The organism is Pedobacter sp. UYP24 (genome assembly GCF_054057295.1).
This window is the reverse complement of the sequence record NZ_JBSRZD010000017.1, coordinates 1-19,347: the sequence shown is the minus strand read 5'-3', so window position 1 is coordinate 19,347 and position 19,347 is coordinate 1. Positions and strand designations below refer to the sequence as shown.

At 40.0% G+C, this 19,347-nt stretch carries 17 protein-coding genes and 1 tRNA gene; 13 read left to right on the top strand and 5 right to left on the bottom strand.

All coding sequences use genetic code 11. The features are described from left to right. Window positions 1-11: 11 nt before the first annotated feature. Window positions 12-1,517, bottom strand: coding sequence for a F0F1 ATP synthase subunit beta (atpD, locus tag ACVWYN_RS17890; RefSeq protein ID WP_457290258.1), 1,506 nt, complete (start codon window positions 1,515-1,517; stop codon window positions 12-14). Between the two features lie 183 nt (window positions 1,518-1,700). Here atpD and ACVWYN_RS17885 point away from each other — a divergent pair, with 183 nt between their 5' ends. Then, entirely contained in the window at window positions 1,701-2,609 is a 909-nt protein-coding gene (locus ACVWYN_RS17885) for an SDR family oxidoreductase (protein WP_457290257.1), read from the top strand. 7 nt (window positions 2,610-2,616) lie between these two features. Here the strand turns inward: ACVWYN_RS17885 and ACVWYN_RS17880 are convergent, their stop codons facing one another. Beyond that, the gene (locus ACVWYN_RS17880) at window positions 2,617-3,468 is read right to left on the bottom strand and encodes a VOC family protein (RefSeq protein ID WP_457290256.1); all 852 of its coding nucleotides are present in this window, start codon (window positions 3,466-3,468) and stop codon (window positions 2,617-2,619) included. A 293-nt stretch (window positions 3,469-3,761) separates the two neighbouring features. Between ACVWYN_RS17880 and ACVWYN_RS17875 the strand changes: the two genes are divergently transcribed. The 7 genes from ACVWYN_RS17875 (at window position 3,762) to ACVWYN_RS17845 (ending at window position 9,312) form a co-directional block, all read left to right on the top strand. Then, a complete protein-coding gene (locus tag ACVWYN_RS17875; RefSeq protein WP_457290255.1) occupies window positions 3,762-4,409 on the top strand; it encodes a DUF6266 family protein in 648 nt (215 codons plus the stop codon). A gap of 109 nt (window positions 4,410-4,518) precedes the next feature. Further along, window positions 4,519-4,983, top strand: a complete 465-nt coding sequence (locus ACVWYN_RS17870; RefSeq protein WP_457290254.1) for a redoxin domain-containing protein — start codon at window positions 4,519-4,521, stop codon at window positions 4,981-4,983. 121 nt (window positions 4,984-5,104) lie between these two features. Then, a tRNA-Arg gene (locus ACVWYN_RS17865) sits at window positions 5,105-5,181 on the top strand. A 473-nt stretch (window positions 5,182-5,654) separates the two neighbouring features. Then, window positions 5,655-5,951, top strand: coding sequence for a helix-turn-helix domain-containing protein (locus ACVWYN_RS17860; protein ID WP_457290253.1), 297 nt, complete (start codon window positions 5,655-5,657; stop codon window positions 5,949-5,951). 116 nt (window positions 5,952-6,067) lie between these two features. Then, window positions 6,068-6,211 carry a hypothetical protein gene (locus ACVWYN_RS17855; protein WP_457290252.1) on the top strand — a complete coding sequence of 48 codons (144 nt, stop codon included), beginning with the start codon at window positions 6,068-6,070 and terminating at the stop codon, window positions 6,209-6,211. 256 nt (window positions 6,212-6,467) lie between these two features. After that, on the top strand, window positions 6,468-7,088 hold the full coding sequence (locus ACVWYN_RS17850; protein WP_457290251.1) for a porin family protein: 621 nt from the start codon (window positions 6,468-6,470) through the stop codon (window positions 7,086-7,088). A 304-nt stretch (window positions 7,089-7,392) separates the two neighbouring features. Continuing rightward, window positions 7,393-9,312, top strand: a complete 1,920-nt coding sequence (locus ACVWYN_RS17845; RefSeq protein WP_457290250.1) for a peroxiredoxin family protein — start codon at window positions 7,393-7,395, stop codon at window positions 9,310-9,312. A gap of 442 nt (window positions 9,313-9,754) precedes the next feature. On the opposite strand, the gene ACVWYN_RS17840 is transcribed toward ACVWYN_RS17845, so the two are convergent. Then, window positions 9,755-10,363, bottom strand: coding sequence for a hypothetical protein (locus tag ACVWYN_RS17840; protein WP_457290249.1), 609 nt, complete (start codon window positions 10,361-10,363; stop codon window positions 9,755-9,757). A 265-nt stretch (window positions 10,364-10,628) separates the two neighbouring features. Between ACVWYN_RS17840 and ACVWYN_RS17835 the strand changes: the two genes are divergently transcribed. Continuing rightward, a complete protein-coding gene (locus ACVWYN_RS17835; RefSeq protein WP_457290248.1) occupies window positions 10,629-11,528 on the top strand; it encodes an AraC family transcriptional regulator in 900 nt (299 codons plus the stop codon). Here ACVWYN_RS17835 and ACVWYN_RS17830 read toward each other — a convergent pair. Both ACVWYN_RS17830 and ACVWYN_RS17825 read right to left on the bottom strand, forming a co-directional pair. After that, window positions 11,488-13,917, bottom strand: a complete 2,430-nt coding sequence (locus ACVWYN_RS17830) for a glutaminase domain-containing protein (protein ID WP_457290247.1) — start codon at window positions 13,915-13,917, stop codon at window positions 11,488-11,490. The genes ACVWYN_RS17835 and ACVWYN_RS17830 overlap by 41 nt on opposite strands. Window positions 13,918-13,937: 20 nt before the next feature. Then, entirely contained in the window at window positions 13,938-14,753 is an 816-nt protein-coding gene (locus tag ACVWYN_RS17825) for a phytanoyl-CoA dioxygenase family protein (protein WP_457290246.1), read from the bottom strand. A gap of 405 nt (window positions 14,754-15,158) precedes the next feature. On the opposite strand from ACVWYN_RS17825, the gene ACVWYN_RS17820 reads away from it, so the two are divergent. From ACVWYN_RS17820 to ACVWYN_RS17805, 4 genes are all read left to right on the top strand, one after another. Further along, complete coding sequence (locus ACVWYN_RS17820) at window positions 15,159-15,989, top strand: DUF6544 family protein (protein ID WP_457290245.1); 831 nt, start codon at window positions 15,159-15,161, stop codon at window positions 15,987-15,989. Between the two features lie 96 nt (window positions 15,990-16,085). Beyond that, complete coding sequence (locus tag ACVWYN_RS17815; RefSeq protein ID WP_457290244.1) at window positions 16,086-17,198, top strand: Acg family FMN-binding oxidoreductase; 1,113 nt, start codon at window positions 16,086-16,088, stop codon at window positions 17,196-17,198. After that, on the top strand, window positions 17,188-18,216 hold the full coding sequence (locus tag ACVWYN_RS17810) for an SDR family oxidoreductase (protein ID WP_457290243.1): 1,029 nt from the start codon (window positions 17,188-17,190) through the stop codon (window positions 18,214-18,216). The genes ACVWYN_RS17815 and ACVWYN_RS17810 overlap by 11 nt, the downstream gene beginning before the upstream one ends. A 102-nt stretch (window positions 18,217-18,318) precedes the next feature. Next, window positions 18,319-19,242: a helix-turn-helix domain-containing protein gene (locus ACVWYN_RS17805; RefSeq protein ID WP_457290242.1), complete on the top strand. Its 924-nt coding sequence runs from the start codon at window positions 18,319-18,321 to the stop codon at window positions 19,240-19,242. Window positions 19,243-19,347 lie beyond the last annotated feature (105 nt).

Here is a 19,347-nt window from a genome sequence, read left to right as displayed (position 1 = left end):
TTAAATGTACTTTATGCGTTTGCTTCAGCTAATAGTTTTTTACCTTTTTCAATAGCCTCATCAATGTTTCCAACTAAGTTGAATGCAGCTTCAGGATATTCATCAACTTCACCATCCATGATCATGTTAAATCCTTTGATGGTATCTTTAATGTCAACCAATACACCTTTTAAGCCAGTGAACTGTTCAGCAACGTGGAAAGGCTGAGATAAGAAACGCTGAACGCGACGGGCGCGTGAAACAATCAGTTTATCTTCTTCAGATAGCTCGTCCATACCTAAGATGGCAATGATATCCTGCAATTCTTTATAACGTTGTAAAGTTTCTTTAACTCTTTGAGCTGTATTGTAATGCTCATCACCTAAAATAGTTGGAGAAAGGATCCGTGAAGTAGAATCCAAAGGATCTACCGCTGGATAGATACCTAACTCAGCAATTTTACGTGACAATACAGTAGTTGCATCCAAGTGGGCAAATGTAGTAGCCGGAGCAGGGTCAGTTAAATCATCCGCAGGAACGTAAACGGCCTGTACAGATGTAATTGAACCACGTTTTGTTGAAGTAATACGCTCTTGCATCAAACCCATCTCAGTAGCTAGCGTTGGTTGGTAACCTACAGCTGAAGGCATACGGCCTAAAAGTGCAGATACCTCAGAACCAGCCTGAGTAAAACGGAAAATGTTGTCAACGAAGAAAAGGATGTCCTTTCCAGCGCCTTCGCCATCACCATCACGGAAATATTCAGCAACCGTTAATCCTGATAATGCCACACGTGCACGTGCACCAGGAGGTTCGTTCATTTGACCGAATACCAACGTTGCTTTAGATTCTTTTAATTTTTCAATATCAACTGTTTTTAAGTCCCAGCCGCCTTTTTCCATAGAGTGAAGGAATTCTTCACCGTAGTTAATAACGCCAGACTCAATAAATTCACGTAAAAGGTCGTTTCCTTCACGAGTACGTTCACCAACACCGGCAAATACAGATAAACCTGCATAAGCTTTCGCGATGTTGTTTACCAACTCCATGATCAATACAGTTTTACCAACACCCGCACCACCAAACAAACCGATCTTACCACCTTTTGCATACGGCTCTAGTAAATCGATTACTTTAATGCCAGTAAAAAGCACTTCAGTTTCAGTAGATAGCTCATCAAATCTAGGAGGAGCATTGTGGATTGGACGGCCACCTGTTTTGTCAACTGCGTTGATACCATCAATAGCTTCACCTACAACATTGAAAAGACGACCTTTAATTTGATCACCAATAGGCATTTTAATAGGAGCACCGCTATCTATTGCTTGCATTCCACGAACTAAACCATCGGTAGAGTCCATTGCAATTGCACGAACGCGGTCTTGTCCAAGATGTTGTTGAACTTCTAAAACGACTTTCTGTCCGTTTTCTTTTGTAATCTCTAATGCAGAGAAAATCTGAGGTAAATGAGCATCGTCAGCAAAACTCACGTCAACTACCGGTCCTATAATCTGCGCTATTTTTCCAATGTTAGGCATAAATTGTTTTGGGTAAATTTATAAATATCAAATTGTTAAAGGCCGTTTTGTAAGCCCGCAATTCGGTTTGCAAAGTTAAAATTTTTATACAAGAATTGCATATATAAATAAAAAGATTTTCCACAGATGTTTTAAACCAATTTATCCTATCTTAACACATCACAATTAACTACGCTTAAATCCATGAAAACCATCTTAGTAACAGGCAGTAACGGACTCCTTGGTCAGAAAATTACAGCGCGAATATTGCAAACCAAACAGTTCGGTTTAGTGGCTACTTCAAAGGGTTTAAACCGCTATCCTTTTACGGAAGGTTACACCTACGCCGAAATGGATATCTTAAACCCAGCGCAGGTACGTGAAGTGATTGAGCATTATAAACCCGATGCCATTATCCATACCGCAGCAATGACTAATGTGGATACCAGCGAAGCCCAACCCGAACTTGCGCATCAGCTAAATGTTGATGCAGTAAAAACACTAGCAGGTATCGCTGAAGAGCACCATATCCAGCTGGTGCACTTATCAACAGATTTTATTTTTGATGGCGCCGATGGGCCTTATGATGAGCTGGCGCCGGGCTGTCCGCTAAGTCATTATGGTAAAACCAAGCTGGCCGGGGAAGAGGTTATCAAAAATACACCCTGCCGCTGGGCAATTATCCGTACCATTTTAGTTTACGGTATAGTAAGCGATATGAGTCGTAGTAACATTGTGCTTTGGGCAAAAGGTGCATTAGAGAGCGGAGCGCCTATAAACGTAGTGAACGATCAATGGCGTATGCCTACGCTGGCAGAAGATCTGGCCAACGGTTGTCTGCTTGCGGTAGAGAAGGATGCCTATGGCGTATTTAACATTTCCGGTAAAGACATGATGAGTGTAGCAGAGTTAGTGGGGCGCGTAGCTGATTTCTGGAAACTGGATAAAAGCATCATTACAGAAGTAAGTTCTAGCAGTTTAAATCAAACCGCAAAGCGACCTGTTAAAACGGGCTTCATCTTAGATAAAGCCATTAATGAGTTAGGCTATAAGCCCCATACATTTGAGGAGGGTTTGAGGCTTATAGACAAACAGTTAAACATTCAAAGATAGAGGCAGGCTATGCTTGCTCCAGATCAGCAATAATCAATTTCTTCATTTTCATGAGTGCTTGCATGGCGCGTTGACCCTTTTCAGGATTGCTGACTAGCGCACCCAGGTTTTTAGGAATAATTTGCCAGCTCACCCCATATTTATCAACTAACCAGCCACATTGCACTTCCTTGCCGCCATTGGTCGATAGCGTATCCCAGTATTTATCAATTTCAGCCTGATCTTCACACGCTACTACCAGCGATAAGGCATCAACAAATTGAAAGCCATGGTTGGCAGAGCTGTCCATCGCCATTGCGATAAAATTTTTGATCTTAAACTGACCATGCTTAACTAAGCCAGGCTTATCTTCATCACCTTCTGCGTACTCCATGATGCCCTGAATGCTTGAATCAGAGAAAAGCCCGGTGTAAAAATGCATTGCTTCACTTGCTTTACCTACATTTTCGCCCGTAAACATTAACGTGGGACTAAACTTTTGAGGAGTGTCAGCCTTGCTGCCAGTATACAATTGCCAGTTGATACCAAATTTATCCTGTACCCATGCATATTTCGGGCTCCAGTCGTAGCTTCCTAACGGCATAAGCACTTGGCCATCAATAACGAGTTTGTTATAATATCCTTCAGTTTCTTCTGCTGTTTCTCCAATTACCATAAAAGAAATGGAGGGGTTGGGTACAGATGAAGGGCCATCATTAAGGAGCATCAACTTTTGTCCGCTTAATTGGATTTGTATCACATAAAAAGAACTTTGGATGATACTGCCATCGCCAAATGCATTGATGTAAAAATCAGCTGCTTCTGCTACTTTGCCTTTAAGCGTAAAGCAAGGATAAATTTGGTTTGTTAATGTTTCCATTTTTTCTAAATGAGTTTAAACAAAAATACAATTGCTGCTCCAAATTATTGAGGTTAAACACGACAAATATATGGGTAGTATGCTACAGGAATAAATCAATTTATGTTCAGTCTCCATTTTGTTATTATAGGGTATCTCTAGGGCATATCTAGGGCTTACTTAGGGTCTATATAGGGTTATTGACCGATTAATACTAATGAGATACCTATAAAAGTATTAATAATATATTTAATAAAATAAAACAGATATAGAATTGAATACGTATATTCACTGCTTAACTAAGTATATAATTTATGGGAATACTATTAAATGGGCCTAACGGGCCAGTAATTGGTAAAGTAGGAGCAAATGTTTCCTACATGCTCAATGGTCGGAATGTTATCCGGATTCATCCGAACAAAGGGAAGAGAAACGTAAAATCGCTCAGTTTGAAGCAACAGGCAAACTGCATGCAAATGAGTGTGATTAACGAACTTTTTGAAGAACTGAAACCATTATTGAAAGTAGGATTCAGCGCTGCTGCTGCCGGTACTGCTAAAAATTATCATAATATAGCAACTGCATTGAATAAGCCTGGTGCATTAAAAGGAGAGTTTCCAAACATAGAAATTGACTACCAAAAGTTGTTGATTAGTATAGGTAATTTGCCGCTGCCTTCGACTACAGCTGTTGATCTGGATGGAGATAACCTGATTTTTAGCTGGTCGACTGATCAAAATGAAGTTGGAATATCTCCACAGGATCAGGCGATGATATTGGTCTTCTTTCCCGAAAATAAAGAGTCTATCTCGTTTTGTTATAGTTCGATGAGAAGTGAGGGCCAGAAAATAATTGCATTGCCGGATTACCTTAGTGGGAAAGTGATGGAAACTTACCTGTCTTTTGTATCTGACGACAGAACCCGGGTAGCTACTAGTTTGTATATGGGCAGAATTAATTAGTCAGCTTTCTTTGTTAGACATAGCATGAGAATTGCAATTGATTGTCAATATTTGGGTTCCATTGCTTTTGGCTGGCTTTTAACTTTATATTTGGTCAAAAAAATAGCATATGGCATTACAGATAGGAGATGCAGCTCCAGATTTTAAGTTGTTCAGTTCTGAACTAAAAGAAGTTTCATTATCAGATTACAGAGGAAAGAAATTGGTAATTCAGTTTTTTCCAATGGCTTTTACAGGCGTGTGTACGGCACAGCTTTGTACCATGCGTGATAGCTTTGGATATTATACAGGCATGAATGCAGAGGTAGTAGGTATTTCGGTGGATTCGCCATTTACATTGGCTAAATTCAAAGAAGATCAATCTTACCAGTTTCCATTGCTTTCAGATTTCAATAAGGAAGTTTCTAAGGCTTACGGTGCATTTTACGAAGATTTTGTATTCAATTTAAAAGGGGTTTCCAAGCGCGCAGCGTTTGTAATTGATGAGCAAGGCACGATTATTCATACCGAAGTTCTGGAAGATGCAGGTAATATGCCCGATTTTGAAGCAATTAAAAAAGCAATAGAGGGTTAATTATCAGTTTGTTGAAGTGATGCGCCTAGTAATTTTTTCAAAAAAATTGCTAAATTGAATCTCAAGCGTTACTTTTGCAGTCCGTTAACGAAACGGGAGATGCGTAAAACATCTTAAAATTGCATTTGTAGCTCAATTGGATAGAGCATCTCACTACGGATGAGAAGGTTTGGGGTTCGAATCCCTACAAGTGCACCAATGAAAAAGGGAATTTCAGCAATGAGGTTCCCTTTTTTATTCATATATCTGATATTCAGATTATTACAATTTCTTTGGATTGGCTAATTTGTGAACTATAAAATTTTAGTGTTTTTAGGGATTTTTAAGTACTATTTTATTTAATATGTTGATACTAAGTAGTCGTCATTGTCTATTTTACCCGTCAGTAGAAGTTCCTTAGTGTTATTTAGCCTTTCAAATGTTCTTCTATACTTTTAAAGATTTGCGATTGTGTATTTGAAGCTTCGCCGAAATGTTTATTATAAATATGTTGTGAGACCAGATGAAAAATAGATAAATAAAATTCTCCAGGGATTAACTGTATTAACTCTTTTATTACCACTTCATCTAGAGAATCGGCTCTAACCCGGAATTTGCAACCATTTATGCAGTGATAGTAATGGTAATACGTATTTCTACCCTTCGAGGCGTTGATACTAAAGATATTTGATATGAAGGCACAAGTTATTAAAACGTTCGATCAGCTGATCGAAGCAGAACATGGACAGATTGGTACGGATAAAAGAAATGCGTTTGAAGAGAATGCACATCGTTTTATCATCAGTGAAATGCTGAAGGAAGCACGTAGGGAAGCGAAAATTACCCAGCAGGAACTGGCCGATAAGACTGGTACCAAAAAGAGCTATATCTCAAAAATTGAGAATGGTAAAGGCAATTTACAGCTTTCTACGCTCATCCGGATTTTTGAAACAGGTTTGAATAAACGAATCGGGCTTACGTTTTTATAAGGGGCTGTAGTATGTTTGAGCCGATTTCTGTTCGGAAATATTTAGAACTGTATATCGAGAGTAATACCTCTGAACGCCGGAATGATCTAGAGGAACGGTTGAGGGATGTGCTTGGTATGGTGTTATCTGGCAGAAAATGGGGATGTGGCAACCCGATCTGGGCGGTTGGTGGCGCCGAAGCAGGATACTACTGTTTTACCTACATTACAGGTGAGACGGTGCCTGACGAAGATTATGAGATTGACGGTTTTTGGCAATAACTTTTAATGACGGCAATCGGACTATGTGGCCTCGATTAGTCTCCTTGCTTTACCAGCAAGGAGCATCTTACAAGAACCACTTACAAATAAAAATATGCCTAAATGGACTGGTAGAAGGTTGAGTAAACTTTTAAAAAAAATCTTTGTAATCCAGTTTTGATTTCTGTAGTACCGTTAACCTTAGTAATTTTTCATCAATTTTCTTTTTGTTTGTTGTCACGAGTTAATATCTTCGCGGACTAAATTAACAATCAAAATGAAAAAATTACTTACAATTTTATTCTTTACAGGTATAAGCCTTTCCTCATTGTCACAAGAAAAAGGTAGTCTGGAACTCGGTGCACATGTTGGCTACAATTATGCAACTGCTACAAGTGGAGCCCTCACAAACAGCAATGCAAGAAGCGGTTTCAATGTGACGGCTTTCGGGGATTATTTTTTCTCGGATAGATGGAGTGTGAAAGTAAAAGCAGGTTACGACCAAAAAGGTTGGGATAATGGTTATATCACGAATCTGAACACTGGACAGAGTTATGCAACAAATTACCGTCTAGATTATTTAACTATACCGGTAATGGCAAACTGGCATTTTGGGAAAAAGCGCAATTGGTATCTAAATTTTGGTCCTTACGCAGGAGTTTTAATGAATGCTACAGAGACGGCATTTGCAACTGATTTAAAAGATGTTTTCAAGAGTCCTGACTTGGGCTTTGATTTCGGGATCGGTGTTAAAATACCTGTTTCCAGCCATGTAAAAATTCTTCTTGAAGCAGATGGACAAGCGAGTTTTTCTGATATTGTAAAAAACAATTCTGGAGATAAAATTCAAAATACCAGATCAAGCTATAATGTCGGGCTCGTTTTCGGCCTTAAATAAGATAAATTCTGATAATTTAATTGATCATCAATTATTAATTTTTAAATGAGGTTGTTGGCAATAGCCAGTGACCTTTTTAGATTTTTACGGTCAGGGCGGAAGTTTTTATAAAAATTAGCTTTGCTGGAGTTTATCCAGTTGAATGTGAAAGATTGTCGTGAGATTTTTTTTCGAAAGCTCTTTTGGGGCAGTTAAGGGATTCTAAGGATATCAATCATGATATATCAGATAACGAGAAAGTTTTGTAAATTGTGTTGTGACTATGTATTTAAATCCATATTGCAAGCTGCCTAAACTAAGTATCATGTATTCTAAAATTTTAATTATTTGTTTCATCATATTTGGAGTAGGGAGCAGGGGAGTGGCACAGACCTATTCAGCCTTTAAGCTGAGTACTGATAAGCCTGAAACAGGAAAGCAAATTAACTTTGTGTATACTGGCGTATTTTCTAAAAAAGTTGACCCGCGAATAACCTTATATTATTCGGGCGCCAATTCAGGATGGCTAACTTTAAAAGCAAAATTTGATGGACAGCGCACGGTCGGGTCCTTTGTTATTCCCGATTCGGTATTGGCAATTGGCATCGTACCCAGAAACAGCAGGGACAGTAATGAGGTATTCACATTTCCTTTGTATAATAAAGGTATACTGTTAAAAGGAGCACTAGCCACTGCTGCAAAATTCATTTCTAATATCTCCATAAACTATAGGGAAGTTGAAGATGTTAAAAAAGCCAGGATGGAGTTCCTAAAAGAATTTGAAATGAATCCAGAATTAAGGCCAACTTTTCTATTGAAGTACTATGAAACTGGAGCCTGGTTTCCAGATCCTGTAATTAATCTGCAATTCCAGAAAACCTGGGTAGATTCTTTGGTAAGGGGTACAAGTCAGAAATTTCTTACAGAAATGTATTATCTCGGAACACGATTTAGGGAATTAAATACAAAAGACCTTTTGAAGGGGGATCTTCTGGCAAAATATCCACAAGCTGAAGTTGCATTTGCAGATACTTCGGCAGCGTTTATTGAGACAATGAAAGATGGTGGATTTGAGGAGTCACTTATAAAATTAGAACACAAATTTGCGGATCTCCAGCATCAAGGTAAATTTGACCGGATATATCTCGAGGCGTTTAAAGTTAACTTTGAGCATGCAGATTTTCCTAACGCTGAAAAATACCTAAGCAAGATAAAGTCCGATGAAATCAGGAAGGATGCGTTTTTAAAAGCTGCAAAGACATTGTTAAAAAACAATCAAAATCTTCCAAGGGCAGAATTTTACACAACGTCAGCTATAGCGCTATTGGTATCCTCAAAAAATTCAATGCCATATTACATTTTTGATAAGCAAAAATGGCTTGAGGACGTGGAAGCCTACAGGGGAAATTATTTGGGCTTGCTTGCAGAAATTCAACATAAACAAGGAAACACTTCTTCGGCTTTGCAAAATTTAGCCATTGCAGAAAAGATTAATGATTGGGATGAGCAAATCAAGGAACATTATGTTCAGTATTTACTGGAGGAAGGTAAATCTCAATTGGCTTTAGAGGTATGTTCAGGCTATATTAAAAGAGATAAAGAAACAGTTGTGCTGAAAAAATTATTGTTTCAAGCGTTTGAAAAAGTTAATGGAGAAAATAGTAATGTTAGGGAATATTACAACGCATTAATAAAGGAAGTTAATAAAAAGTATGCGCTAAGAGACTTTAGTATGCTTAACGTAAGGGCGAGAGATTTTACACTGAAAGACATGAACGACCAGCCCGTGACTTATAAAGTGGGGAAAGGGGTGGCAGCGGTGTTGTATTTTTTTAGTCCCAATGACAGTAATGCAGAAAAGGAAAAGTTCAATGCCTACTTTAATGAAATGGCTGTACGCTATGCAGGCCGGCATGATGTTGTTTTCTATGGCGTAGACAAAACATCGATTTTCGATGCTGATGAAAACAAGCGGCTTATTTTAAGAAAGCAGAAAATACAGGAATTCAGAAATCAATACGACTTCAAATTTAATATTCTGCTGGATGACATGATATATAACTCTAAAAACAGCAATGGGACTTATTTTATCGTCTCAGATAATTATAGTTGTGAATATCGTTCTCAGTTTTATATGATTGACAAAGACGGCATAGTACGTTACAAACAATTTCCACCGGGGATTGATACTTATGAAAAATTTGAAAGAGAATTCTCCGCGGCTTTAAATCTGATCATCAAATAATTAGGATAAAAAGATCCTAATTTCTTTGCAGGTTAGGTTGTTTGCAAACTAATTAAAATTCGTTCTTCGATGGTTAATGGGGGAATTTCACTAAAACTGTTCACTTATTTGCCTTTGATCAGTTTGTCTTGTGCAGGTCTGATTCTTTTCTTTCCCAGTTTTTTTCGGGCAGTGGCATAAACACGTAACAATGCTCAGCAAAAGGCAGGGGTCTTAGCATCCGGCCTTTTAATTTCTTGGTCATCGCATCATTGATAATGATCGTTTTTATGGAACACCATTCTGTTAACCTGATTGATATCAAAATCGGTCAATACGATCGGCTCTTGGAAAATCAGTTTTTTAATTTTGACAACAGGTGTATCAGAAATGAACAGCACACTCGACCGCTTAGAAAACGGGGATCCTTTATCGTTTTAGCTTTCTGAAGTCGAAGGAAGATTTAGTTTAAGTTACCTTTATAAGCATCAACAATATCTTCAATGTGTCGAAACTTATACTTTTTTTTCGCTACTTTATCAGCTAGATCAGGTCTTTCCTTCAAGATTTCAACCATTGAGGCGAGGAAATTTTTCTTTGTCAATTCCTGCAGGTGATCTGCGTCAGGTCCGAAATAATAAGTATACACTTTCCTGGTTGCGGCGCCCCCACCATAAAACCCACCATTAGCAGACATTGCCATTCCTCCACCCGATGTAGCAAAGCTCATCTGGTTATAGAGTTTGACCTCAGTATCTAGAATTACATTATAAAAATTTGCCTTTTCCCCATGGGAAACTGTAAGACTGTCCTTTCCAACAACAAAGCAAGAAATCAGTTGAGGATAGATCCGTTCTCTGTCACCGCCGTCCGCAGGTTTAAATAGAAAATAATTGCCTTTTCGAAATATATTTTTGGCACTAGCATCTTTTGCAATTTTGCCCAAAATCTTTTCACCTTTTAAATTATAATAATAACCTTCCTTAAAAGAATTTATTGGGATGAGGCCAAATAGTTGAGCCTTAAGAGAAAAGGAAATACAAATGAAAAGTAAGGTTAATATAGATTGCATAGCGTTTTTTGAATGCTAAAATATTCAAATTAATTATAAATCAGAAAATTAAAGTGATTTTCCAGGAAAGCTGATTTTACTTTAAGATGTTTTTAAAATATTCCTATGATTGACGACAAAAGAGATTAAAAATCACAATGATGGAATAGGTTAGTTCGATGCTATAAATTGCCTCTACGTTTGCCGATACATGCATTTATATGGGTTTTTTTATCCATTTTAAAATTTCAAACCCTATTTTTATGAAAATATGAATTAACCTTCCATGATAAAAGCGTCTTTCGAGGCATTAAATCCTTTCCCAAGTCACTCGTTTCTATTAAGGGAGTTTAGCGAATTTGCAACGCCTTATCATTTTCATCCTGAGTACGAGTTAACGCTGATTGTAAGGGGTAGTGGCAGCCGGTATGTAGGCGACCATATGGGGATTTATGGTGACGGGGATTTGGTATTGATCGGTTCAAACTTGCCCCATTGCTGGAAGAATAATCCGAGTGAAGATCCGGACACTACGATTGCTTCTGTTGTAATCCAGTTTAGCGCAGACTTTTTGGGCGCAGACTTTTTAGGCCTGCCGGAATTAAGCGAAATATTAATGCTGTTGCAAAGAAGTGCACATGGCATCCAATTTACCGGCGATGGCGCTGCGAAAATTAGCGCACTTATGGTTCGCCTTAAGGATGAAGAAATTCCTTTCAAAAGATTAATGGGTATGCTGGATATGCTTTATGTATTGTCACAGTCCAAAGAATACCATTTGCTGGACCAGCGAGGGGAATCGGCACAGCAAACTGGCGACAAAGCGGAGCGGATCAGCACAATTCTAGGTTACATTATTGACAACTACCAAGGGGAGATTCAGCTGGATAAAGCTGCGGCTACGGTTAATATGACTAGTAATGCTTTTTGCAAATATTATAAAAAAACAACAGGCAAAACGTTTATAGAAACAGTGACCGATTACCGTATAAATTACGCAATTCAGCAACTTGTGCATTCCGACAAATCCATATCCGATATCTGTTTCAGTAATGGGTTCGGAGACTTGTCACATTTCTACAAACTTTTTAAAAGGAAGATGATGGTAAGTCCCCTCAATTACCGTAAAAAATTCCGTCAAGGACTTATCTGCCTACTTTTAGTTTCAATTCTAGCATTTTCATAAAATAGCCACCAACTACACTTCTTGCCTGAAAACCGACCGATTTGGCCGAGGTTGTTTCGCTCCAGTCACTCAGCGGGACTCTTAAAGGCGTTTCCGTTGCATATCTATAAATCGGACGTACAAATTTTTCAAATTCTGGTTTGTCTGCTGCTAATACGGCGGTCCATAATACGGAATAGTTAATGGTATATGTTTTTCTATTGTCCAACGGCAGCCCAAATTCGTTTTGCTTGGTTAGGTAATATTTAATTTCCTTTGCGAAGACTTCTTTTGAAAACAGATTCAGTTTAAATAATTTGTCCCATACCAAATTATACTTTTGGCTCCAGGTATTTTTCTGTTCGAAAGCCAAGCTGTAGTGGTCTCCGTCATCCGCTAATTTCAACCATTTGGGAACCATTTCTCTTGCACTTTTCCAGTAGCGCTCTGCTGTTGCATTTTCCCCCAACTGATCTGCAAGGGAAGCATAACAGCCTAATGCCACAATTGCTTTTAGTGATAAGTTTGAATTGCGCGCCAGTCGTCCGGAAAAATCTTCCGTACACAATTGGTCGGCTGGATCAAAACCTTCCTTTTCCAGATAAGCGGCCCAGGTAGACAAACTCTTCCAGTGTTTGCGTGCATAAGCTGCATTGCCTTCAGATCTGGCTATGGCCTTAGTTAATATAATCATATTTCCCGCTTCTTCCACGGGCATATCATCTCCGTAAGTCTGCCCATTGGCTAAAGGGAAAGTCCCCAGATCGTGTGCTGGAAAGGGTTTTTGCCATTTCCCACTCTCGCTATAGTAAAAAATTCCATTAAGCATTCCCTTTACCAGATTCGGGTTGTAAACTAAATATAGGGGAGCTGAAGGATAAGTTACATCCACCGTATTGATGGAACCATTACTGAAATTTTCTTTAGAAAGAAAAAGGAGGTCACCTTGCGGGCTCTTTACCAGTTTGTGTCCAGCAATACTCTGCCGGTAGGCCATTTCGCAAAGCTTTGCATACTCCTCGCCGCCAGTCAAAACAGCATCGCTATGCAATTTTTGATTAAAAGCCCTGCAACGCTGTAATATCGAAGTATATTGTGTACCAGCAAGTGCAAACTGATGCTCAATAGTTTCTTGATTCGCTTCCTTCCAGAACGGTTTAAGATTAGTTCCGAAATATTGGATTGCATATTGATCGTCGTAACCCAGCATAAATACCTGTTCTTTAACTTCGCGTCCAACCTTACCTAAAACTACGTTTGTATTGAGCATCAGCTCCCTGTCTATAACTCCTGCAGTTAAGGGTGTAATACTTTGGCTTACCCCGGGCTTTAGGTCTGTGGCGACATAAACATAGCCCCAATCTATTCTCAAGTCATCCCCTCGTTTTTGCAGTAATGGTTGTTCGATGGTGCCGGCCTTCAAAATTGATTGCTTTCCTGATCTATACTGGTTTGCACTTACTGCCTGGTTAGCCTGATTGACGGCAATAGAAGACGAGGCTCCAAAATAAACCTCAGCATCATGCTGCTTCCCATCATTTGAGCGCAGCCGGTAAGAGATATAGGAAATTGGTCTGGATAGCAAGTTCAAATCATCCATTAGCAGGGGCGAAGTAAAGGTCAGTTTAACATTCACTCCTCCGCATACAAAATCATAGACAGTCTGCGTGGCATTGATCTCGCTTTTCTTTTGTAGAGCAGTCCGTATTTTTTTATCCTTTACCGGATTCTGTTCCTGGGAAAGTCCTGCATCCAGCCAGCTCCCGCCACCAACATTTTGACAGTGAATGGCCAGAACATTCCTGCCATTTTTTAACCCACCTTTTAGTTTTGCTATCGAAAAATACGACATGCGGTTTAACCAACATTCGCAGTTGTAAATCAGTTCGCCATTTAGGTACACCTCAATGTAGTCGTCATGATTAATCTTCAAGAAAAGGGCATTCATATCAACAGCATCCTTCAGTTCAAAAGTCCTCCTGGTCCAGATTTCCTTACTCCTCCACAGTGTTCCAGCAGTTTCGTTATTGTCTGTAAATGGTGCTTTGCCTACTTTCCAATTGGCGTCCTCAAAATTCTCCCCATTCCAGCCCGAAGCAGGTTTTGCTTCTGTATACCTCATCTCATATCCCTTTTCATCTGTGGTGGGCAAAAGTGTTTTATAGACAATTGGTCGTTCTCCTAGTACGCGATAAGTGGTGCCATCTATCTTTACCGTGCCCATCAACGGCTGGTTAAAGCCAGTCCAGTGGGTAGTTGGCTTATCAGTAAGCAGATCTGAGTTGGACCAAATGCTAAAATATGGGTCGTGTACAATTAATGGATAAGCCGGAGCTAATTGTTTCTGGGCAAAAAGATGCTGGCCCATACCACAAAAGCAAAGCAAAGCTGCAAAAAAATATTTCTTCATGATATCTTGTTAAATCAGTTTTATAAAACCTTCGGATTGATTGCCGAAGCTGCGAGTTCGCCAACTGGCGTATTCATTAGCCAGCGTTCCCGATCCTTTTGCTGCCAGATATTCTTAGGCTCGATTACCCGCCCCCCATCAGCCATGTAGATGACCGTCATCACTTCCCGCATTTGTGCTGAACAGTTGCCCGGGGCGCTGTGTATGGTATTTCCATAGTGAAAAGTTGCATCACCAGCCTTAACAGAATCCTGACGGGATAACACAAAGCCATTATCTTTTATGTATTTTTCATACCCGGCCTCCGACTCATCTGAGATCTCATAATCAAATACTACACCTTTTGTGTGAGAGCCCGTGGCAAAAGTGAGCATTCCCATATTGATATCTATATCGACCAGTGGCATCCACATCGTGATCGTATCCATCGTATCTAATGGCCAGTAGTACTGATCCTGGTGCCATGGGGTAGGGCCACCGCCCGGCTCTTTAAACAAAGCCTGATCATGGTAAATTCTTACATTTTCTACTCCCATTAAGTCTGCCGCGATCTTAGCCATGCGTTTTGCTAGCGTAAATTGCTTTACTGCTGCATCCATCTCCCAAAGGTTCATGATCTGTAGAAAAGCTTTGCCATAAGTGTCACGGTCATTCAGTTCGCGTTTTTCAGTATTATAGCGTTCGGCAGCCTCACAGATCACCTTGCGGTAAACCGAGAGTTCATGCGGCTGTAATATGCCAGGGATGAAGATATGGCCATTACGGCGAAAATCAGTCGATTGCGCTTCGCTTACCTGTAGTGGCGTATGCAATCTTGGTAATTTATGGGTAGCCATCGGTATTCCGTAGGTAATAGGGTTAATTATTTGACACTAAGTACGGTCAAATCATCAGTCCACCACAGGCATAAATTGGTCTTTTTGTGGGGTTTATTATCCGTTTACAAAATTAATGCTAATAATTTACGAAATTATGAACTAATCTTTCCTGTAGGAACTTATATATCCTTGCCCGTTATTGAAATGCGGTTGATACTGCTCAATATGCAAATTCCAGTTTTTTAGAAACATGTTGGGCTTTTAGTGACATACATCACACTATTATCGGATGGCCATCAAGTAGAAACCACATTCTACTGCCCACCTTTGATTCATTGAATCTATGATCGTTTTTTAAACGGATAAAAGAGATACTAATAATTGACAACATGAAAGCAGCAAGTAATCTTATCGACTACGGAAATGAAGAATTATTTCGTCTTTAAAATAGCTATTAGTTTGACTGCGGTAATTATAACCGCATTTGTTATAGCGCGCATAATGCTTTCAAGACAATTCAGTAAAGAAGTGTCTGATTTGTTTACCCACTCCAAAAGCATTTCAGAAAAATTATTTAGCTATGAAGAGCTTTCCGGGCTGCCTGTTCCTGTTCAGCGTTATTTTAAACATGTTTTAACAAACGGGCAGTCTTATGTCAGCTATGTGAGGTTAACGCACGATGGCCAGTTTAAATCAGGATTAAAAAAGGATTGGGCTAATATAGTTGGCGAAGAATATTTTACAACGGAGCAACCCGGCTTTATTTGGAAAGGTAAAACCAACCTGTTTACAGCACGCGACCTATATATAGCAGGTCGGGGAAGATTGGTTGTTTCACTGTTCTCACTTTTTAAAGTTGCCGATTATAAGGGGGAAAAATTTAATCAGGGCGAATTACTTCGTTGGCTTGGAGAAAGCGTTTGGTTCCCTACAAATTTGTTGCCTTCTGAAAATTTAAAGTGGAGCCCCATCGACTCTAATTCTGCTATGCTGAGCTACAAACAAAAAGACCTTTCCATTTCTTATACGATAACCTTCAATAATAAAGATGAGATCGTACAATTGGCTACGGAAAGATATATGGCAGATGCTGGTTTAGAAAAATGGGTTATTAGGTGCAGTAATTATCAACAACGTGGTGGTATGCTCATTCCAATAACTGCTGAAGTGTTATGGCGATTAAAAGCAGAAGATTTTACCTATGCTAAATTCAACATTAAAAAAATTGAATACGACCAACCAAAAAAGATTTAGCGACAGTAGCTTATGGAAGCAACCAACTCAACTTTTTTGCAGGTATTGTCGTCCTGCTCGTGTTTCAATTAGTAAAGAATAAGTAATAATAGACCTATGAAAAGGAGAAAATTTTTAGGGATTTCCGGCGGCACCATTTTAGCTGTTGGGGGATTAGGTTACCTCGTAAGCGACAAAAGTAATTTTGTGCGTTCTGATATAAAACTAGCTCCCTTTAATAAATTGCTTGATGCGGAGGAGGAGATACTCTATTTAGCTTCACTTGCGCCTAGTGGTCATAATACACAACCGTGGTTTGTAAATCACATCGGCCCCTTTCATTGGATCATTTGCAATGATCGGTCTAAATGGCTGCCCGCCGTAGATCCTACCCAACGGGAAACCATTTTGTCTATAGGTGCCTTTATCCAAAACATGGAATATGCGGCCAGTTATTATGGTTATTGTTGCGAATGGAGAACACTTGCAAAAACAAACCAGGACGAACAGATCATGGAGGTGTTACTTTGGAAGTTAAAGGATATCCCACAATTTGATATTTCAAAAATAAAACAGCGGAGAACAGTTCGTTCTAATTTTCTCAACAATACCCTTAAAGCGGACGACCTGCGCAGCTTGACCACCGAAGAAGAAGCTTATTTCCATTACTTTCCAAGGAAAACAAAAGAATTCAGCTGGCTCAATGAACAAACAATAGCCGCCAATCGGCATCAGATGTACAGGGATACCGCGGAAAAAGAATTGGGCGATTGGATACGATTTTCGGGAAAGGATGCAGCGAAATATGGTGATGGCTTAACTCCCGCTAGTATGGAAATGACAGGATTTACAGCTTGGGTAGTCAGGAATTTTTATAATAAATCATCTGTGATGAGTAAAAGTTTTCGCGAGCAGGGATTAGAGGAGGTAAAAACGCAGGTGAACAGTTCAGCAGGTTGGTTGCTAATAACTAGCAAAGATGATACTGTGACTTCATTGCTAGAAACCGGAAAGCGTTTACAACGCCTGTTGTTAAAGATCAGGGAAAAAGGCATCGCCATTCATCCCATGACGCAAGTTTTGGAAGAAGTGCCATTTTCTCAAAAGATAAATAAGGCTTTGGAAATAACAGCCCCCATACAATTTGTTCTGAGGTGTGGGTATATCGAGAAATACCCTGAACCGGTTTCCATCAGGAGGCCTGTAAGTAGTTTTTGCCTTGCCCTCTGATGAATCGGTTAAGAAACTGATACAACTATTAAATCCAACCAGGTTAAATACGTTTTGGCTAAACCAAACGCAGATTTGGATAAATCCAAGGGACCAAAGCAGCGCATCTTTGTATCAACAAGAGAAAATAATTATGCGCGTATTTGTCACAGGAGCCACAGGCTTCATAGGAACTGCCATTGTGCAGGAATTAATAAGTGCCGGCCACCAGGTATTAGGGCTGGCCCGATCGGATGAATCGGCCCAAAAGTTGATTGATGCCGGTGCGGAAGTTCACAGAGGCGATCTGGAAGATCTCGATAGTCTCCGCAGCGGTGCTGCTCAGTCTGATGGAGTGATCCATGCCGGGTTTATCCATGACTTTACCCGCTTCGCGGAAGTTTGCCAGGTAGATAAAATTGCCATTGAAACAATTGGTGGAGTTTTGCTTGGTTCTGATCGTCCGTTCATTGTAACTTCCGGCACAGCATTGGTTAGTCCGGGGAAGCTGGCAACAGAGGATATAACTCCTCCGATTAACCCTGCCTGGCCGCGCTCTTCCGAACAAGCAGGTGACGCTGTTGGTGCGTCAGCTCTCCGATTATCACCATCGGTACATGGCGATGGTGATAAACATGGATTTATACCCATACTAGTTAATATCGCCCGTGAAAAAGGTGTTTCGGCTTATATTGGTGACGGTCAGAATCGTTGGAACGCTGTACACCGGTTGGATGCAGCTCATTTGTACAGGCTGGCTTTAGAGAACGCGGAATCTGCACCTCGATATCATGCCTGTGCGGAAGAAGCTATAAAAGTTAAAACGATAGCCGAAGCCATCGGTAAGCAACTGGATTTACCTGTAGTTTCGATAGCACCGGAAGCTGCATCTGAACATTTTGGCTGGTTTTCGCACATGGCGGCTATTGATTGCCCGACATCCAGCGAATGGACACAGAGACATTTAAACTGGCACCCAACGCAGCCCACCTTACTTTCCGATATTGACAATGGCATTTATACCAGTAACCAGCGATGAAAATTATCGTAACCGGTTCCTTAGGGAACATCAGTCAACCGTTAACAAAGCCAAAGAGTTTGCATTAGCTTATCATAAAAAATAACGAACTTTAACCTAGCTATGAATAATACCCTACTTTTCCATTTTCATACGATCACCGAATACCACCGGGCAGCGGGTCTGCCCAAACCTGCTCACCCGCTCATTAGCTTGGTGCACATGGAAGACTTGAACAGACCCTTGGTTGATGGTCCGTTTAGTATAGTTTATGATTTTTATTCGATCTCGTTGAAAAGGATGAAAAACGTTAAATTCAAATACGGCCAGCAGTCCAGTGATTTCGACGAAGGGGTATTGTTCTTTATGTCTCCAGGTCAGGTATTCGGAATTGACATTGAAAAGGGTAGCTTGATACACCGTCCTGAGGGCTGGATGATCCTAATTCACCCAGATTTTCTATGGAATACCCCGCTGGCCAAAACCATCAAACAATACGAATTCTTCAATTACTCGGTTAACGAGGCGCTGTATCTATCCGACAAGGAAGAAACGATGCTCACTACCATCACCCAAAACATTGAGCAGGAATACCACGCTAATATTGACCGCTTCAGTGCTAGCGTGATCATTGCACAGCTGGAACTCCTACTAACCTATTCGGAAAGGTTCTACCAACGCCAGTTCATTACCAGGAAGATCGCTTGCCATGAAATCCTGAGCAAACTGGAAGACTTACTCAATGGCTATTTTAGCAGCGGCGCGCTTGCGCAAAAAGGACTGCCCAGCGTAACCTTCATTGCCGAAAGCTTAAATATATCGCCGGGTTACCTGAGTGGCCTGCTTAAATCATTGACAGGCCAGAGTACCCAGCAGCATTTGCATAACAAGCTGATAGAACTCGCCAAAGAGCAACTTTCAACCACCCATCTTTCGGTAAGCGAGATTGCTTACGGTTTAGGTTTTGAACACCTGCAATCCTTCAGTAAATTATTCAAAACCAAAACAAGCTTCTCGCCAATGGAATTCCGTCATTCTTTTAATTAACTCAAGTTACTAACCTGAGTTCGATTAATAAAATCGGAACAAAACGGTAAATATCGATAAAGAAATAGTAGATAAATTGGTAATATTCAGTAGAATTTTATATAT

Bases quoted from the DNA above. Each gene is read 5' to 3' on its own strand.
- ACVWYN_RS17860 (WP_457290253.1), top strand. From the start codon at position 5,655: ATGAAGGCACAAGTTATTAAAACGTTCGATCAGCTGATCGAAGCAGAA.
- ACVWYN_RS17825 (WP_457290246.1), bottom strand. From the start codon at position 14,753: ATGGCTACCCATAAATTACCAAGATTGCATACGCCACTACAGGTAAGC.
- ACVWYN_RS17820 (WP_457290245.1), top strand. From the start codon at position 15,159: ATGAAGAATTATTTCGTCTTTAAAATAGCTATTAGTTTGACTGCGGTA.
- ACVWYN_RS17805 (WP_457290242.1), top strand. From the start codon at position 18,319: ATGAATAATACCCTACTTTTCCATTTTCATACGATCACCGAATACCAC.
- ACVWYN_RS17885 (WP_457290257.1), top strand. From the start codon at position 1,701: ATGAAAACCATCTTAGTAACAGGCAGTAACGGACTCCTTGGTCAGAAA.
- ACVWYN_RS17835 (WP_457290248.1), top strand. From the start codon at position 10,629: ATGATAAAAGCGTCTTTCGAGGCATTAAATCCTTTCCCAAGTCACTCG.
- ACVWYN_RS17875 (WP_457290255.1), top strand. From the start codon at position 3,762: ATGGGAATACTATTAAATGGGCCTAACGGGCCAGTAATTGGTAAAGTA.
- ACVWYN_RS17845 (WP_457290250.1), top strand. From the start codon at position 7,393: ATGTATTCTAAAATTTTAATTATTTGTTTCATCATATTTGGAGTAGGG.
- atpD (WP_457290258.1), bottom strand. From the start codon at position 1,517: ATGCCTAACATTGGAAAAATAGCGCAGATTATAGGACCGGTAGTTGAC.
- ACVWYN_RS17830 (WP_457290247.1), bottom strand. From the start codon at position 13,917: ATGAAGAAATATTTTTTTGCAGCTTTGCTTTGCTTTTGTGGTATGGGC.
- ACVWYN_RS17855 (WP_457290252.1), top strand. From the start codon at position 6,068: ATGGTGTTATCTGGCAGAAAATGGGGATGTGGCAACCCGATCTGGGCG.
- ACVWYN_RS17840 (WP_457290249.1), bottom strand. From the start codon at position 10,363: ATGCAATCTATATTAACCTTACTTTTCATTTGTATTTCCTTTTCTCTT.
- ACVWYN_RS17880 (WP_457290256.1), bottom strand. From the start codon at position 3,468: ATGGAAACATTAACAAACCAAATTTATCCTTGCTTTACGCTTAAAGGC.
- ACVWYN_RS17815 (WP_457290244.1), top strand. From the start codon at position 16,086: ATGAAAAGGAGAAAATTTTTAGGGATTTCCGGCGGCACCATTTTAGCT.
- ACVWYN_RS17850 (WP_457290251.1), top strand. From the start codon at position 6,468: ATGAAAAAATTACTTACAATTTTATTCTTTACAGGTATAAGCCTTTCC.
- ACVWYN_RS17870 (WP_457290254.1), top strand. From the start codon at position 4,519: ATGGCATTACAGATAGGAGATGCAGCTCCAGATTTTAAGTTGTTCAGT.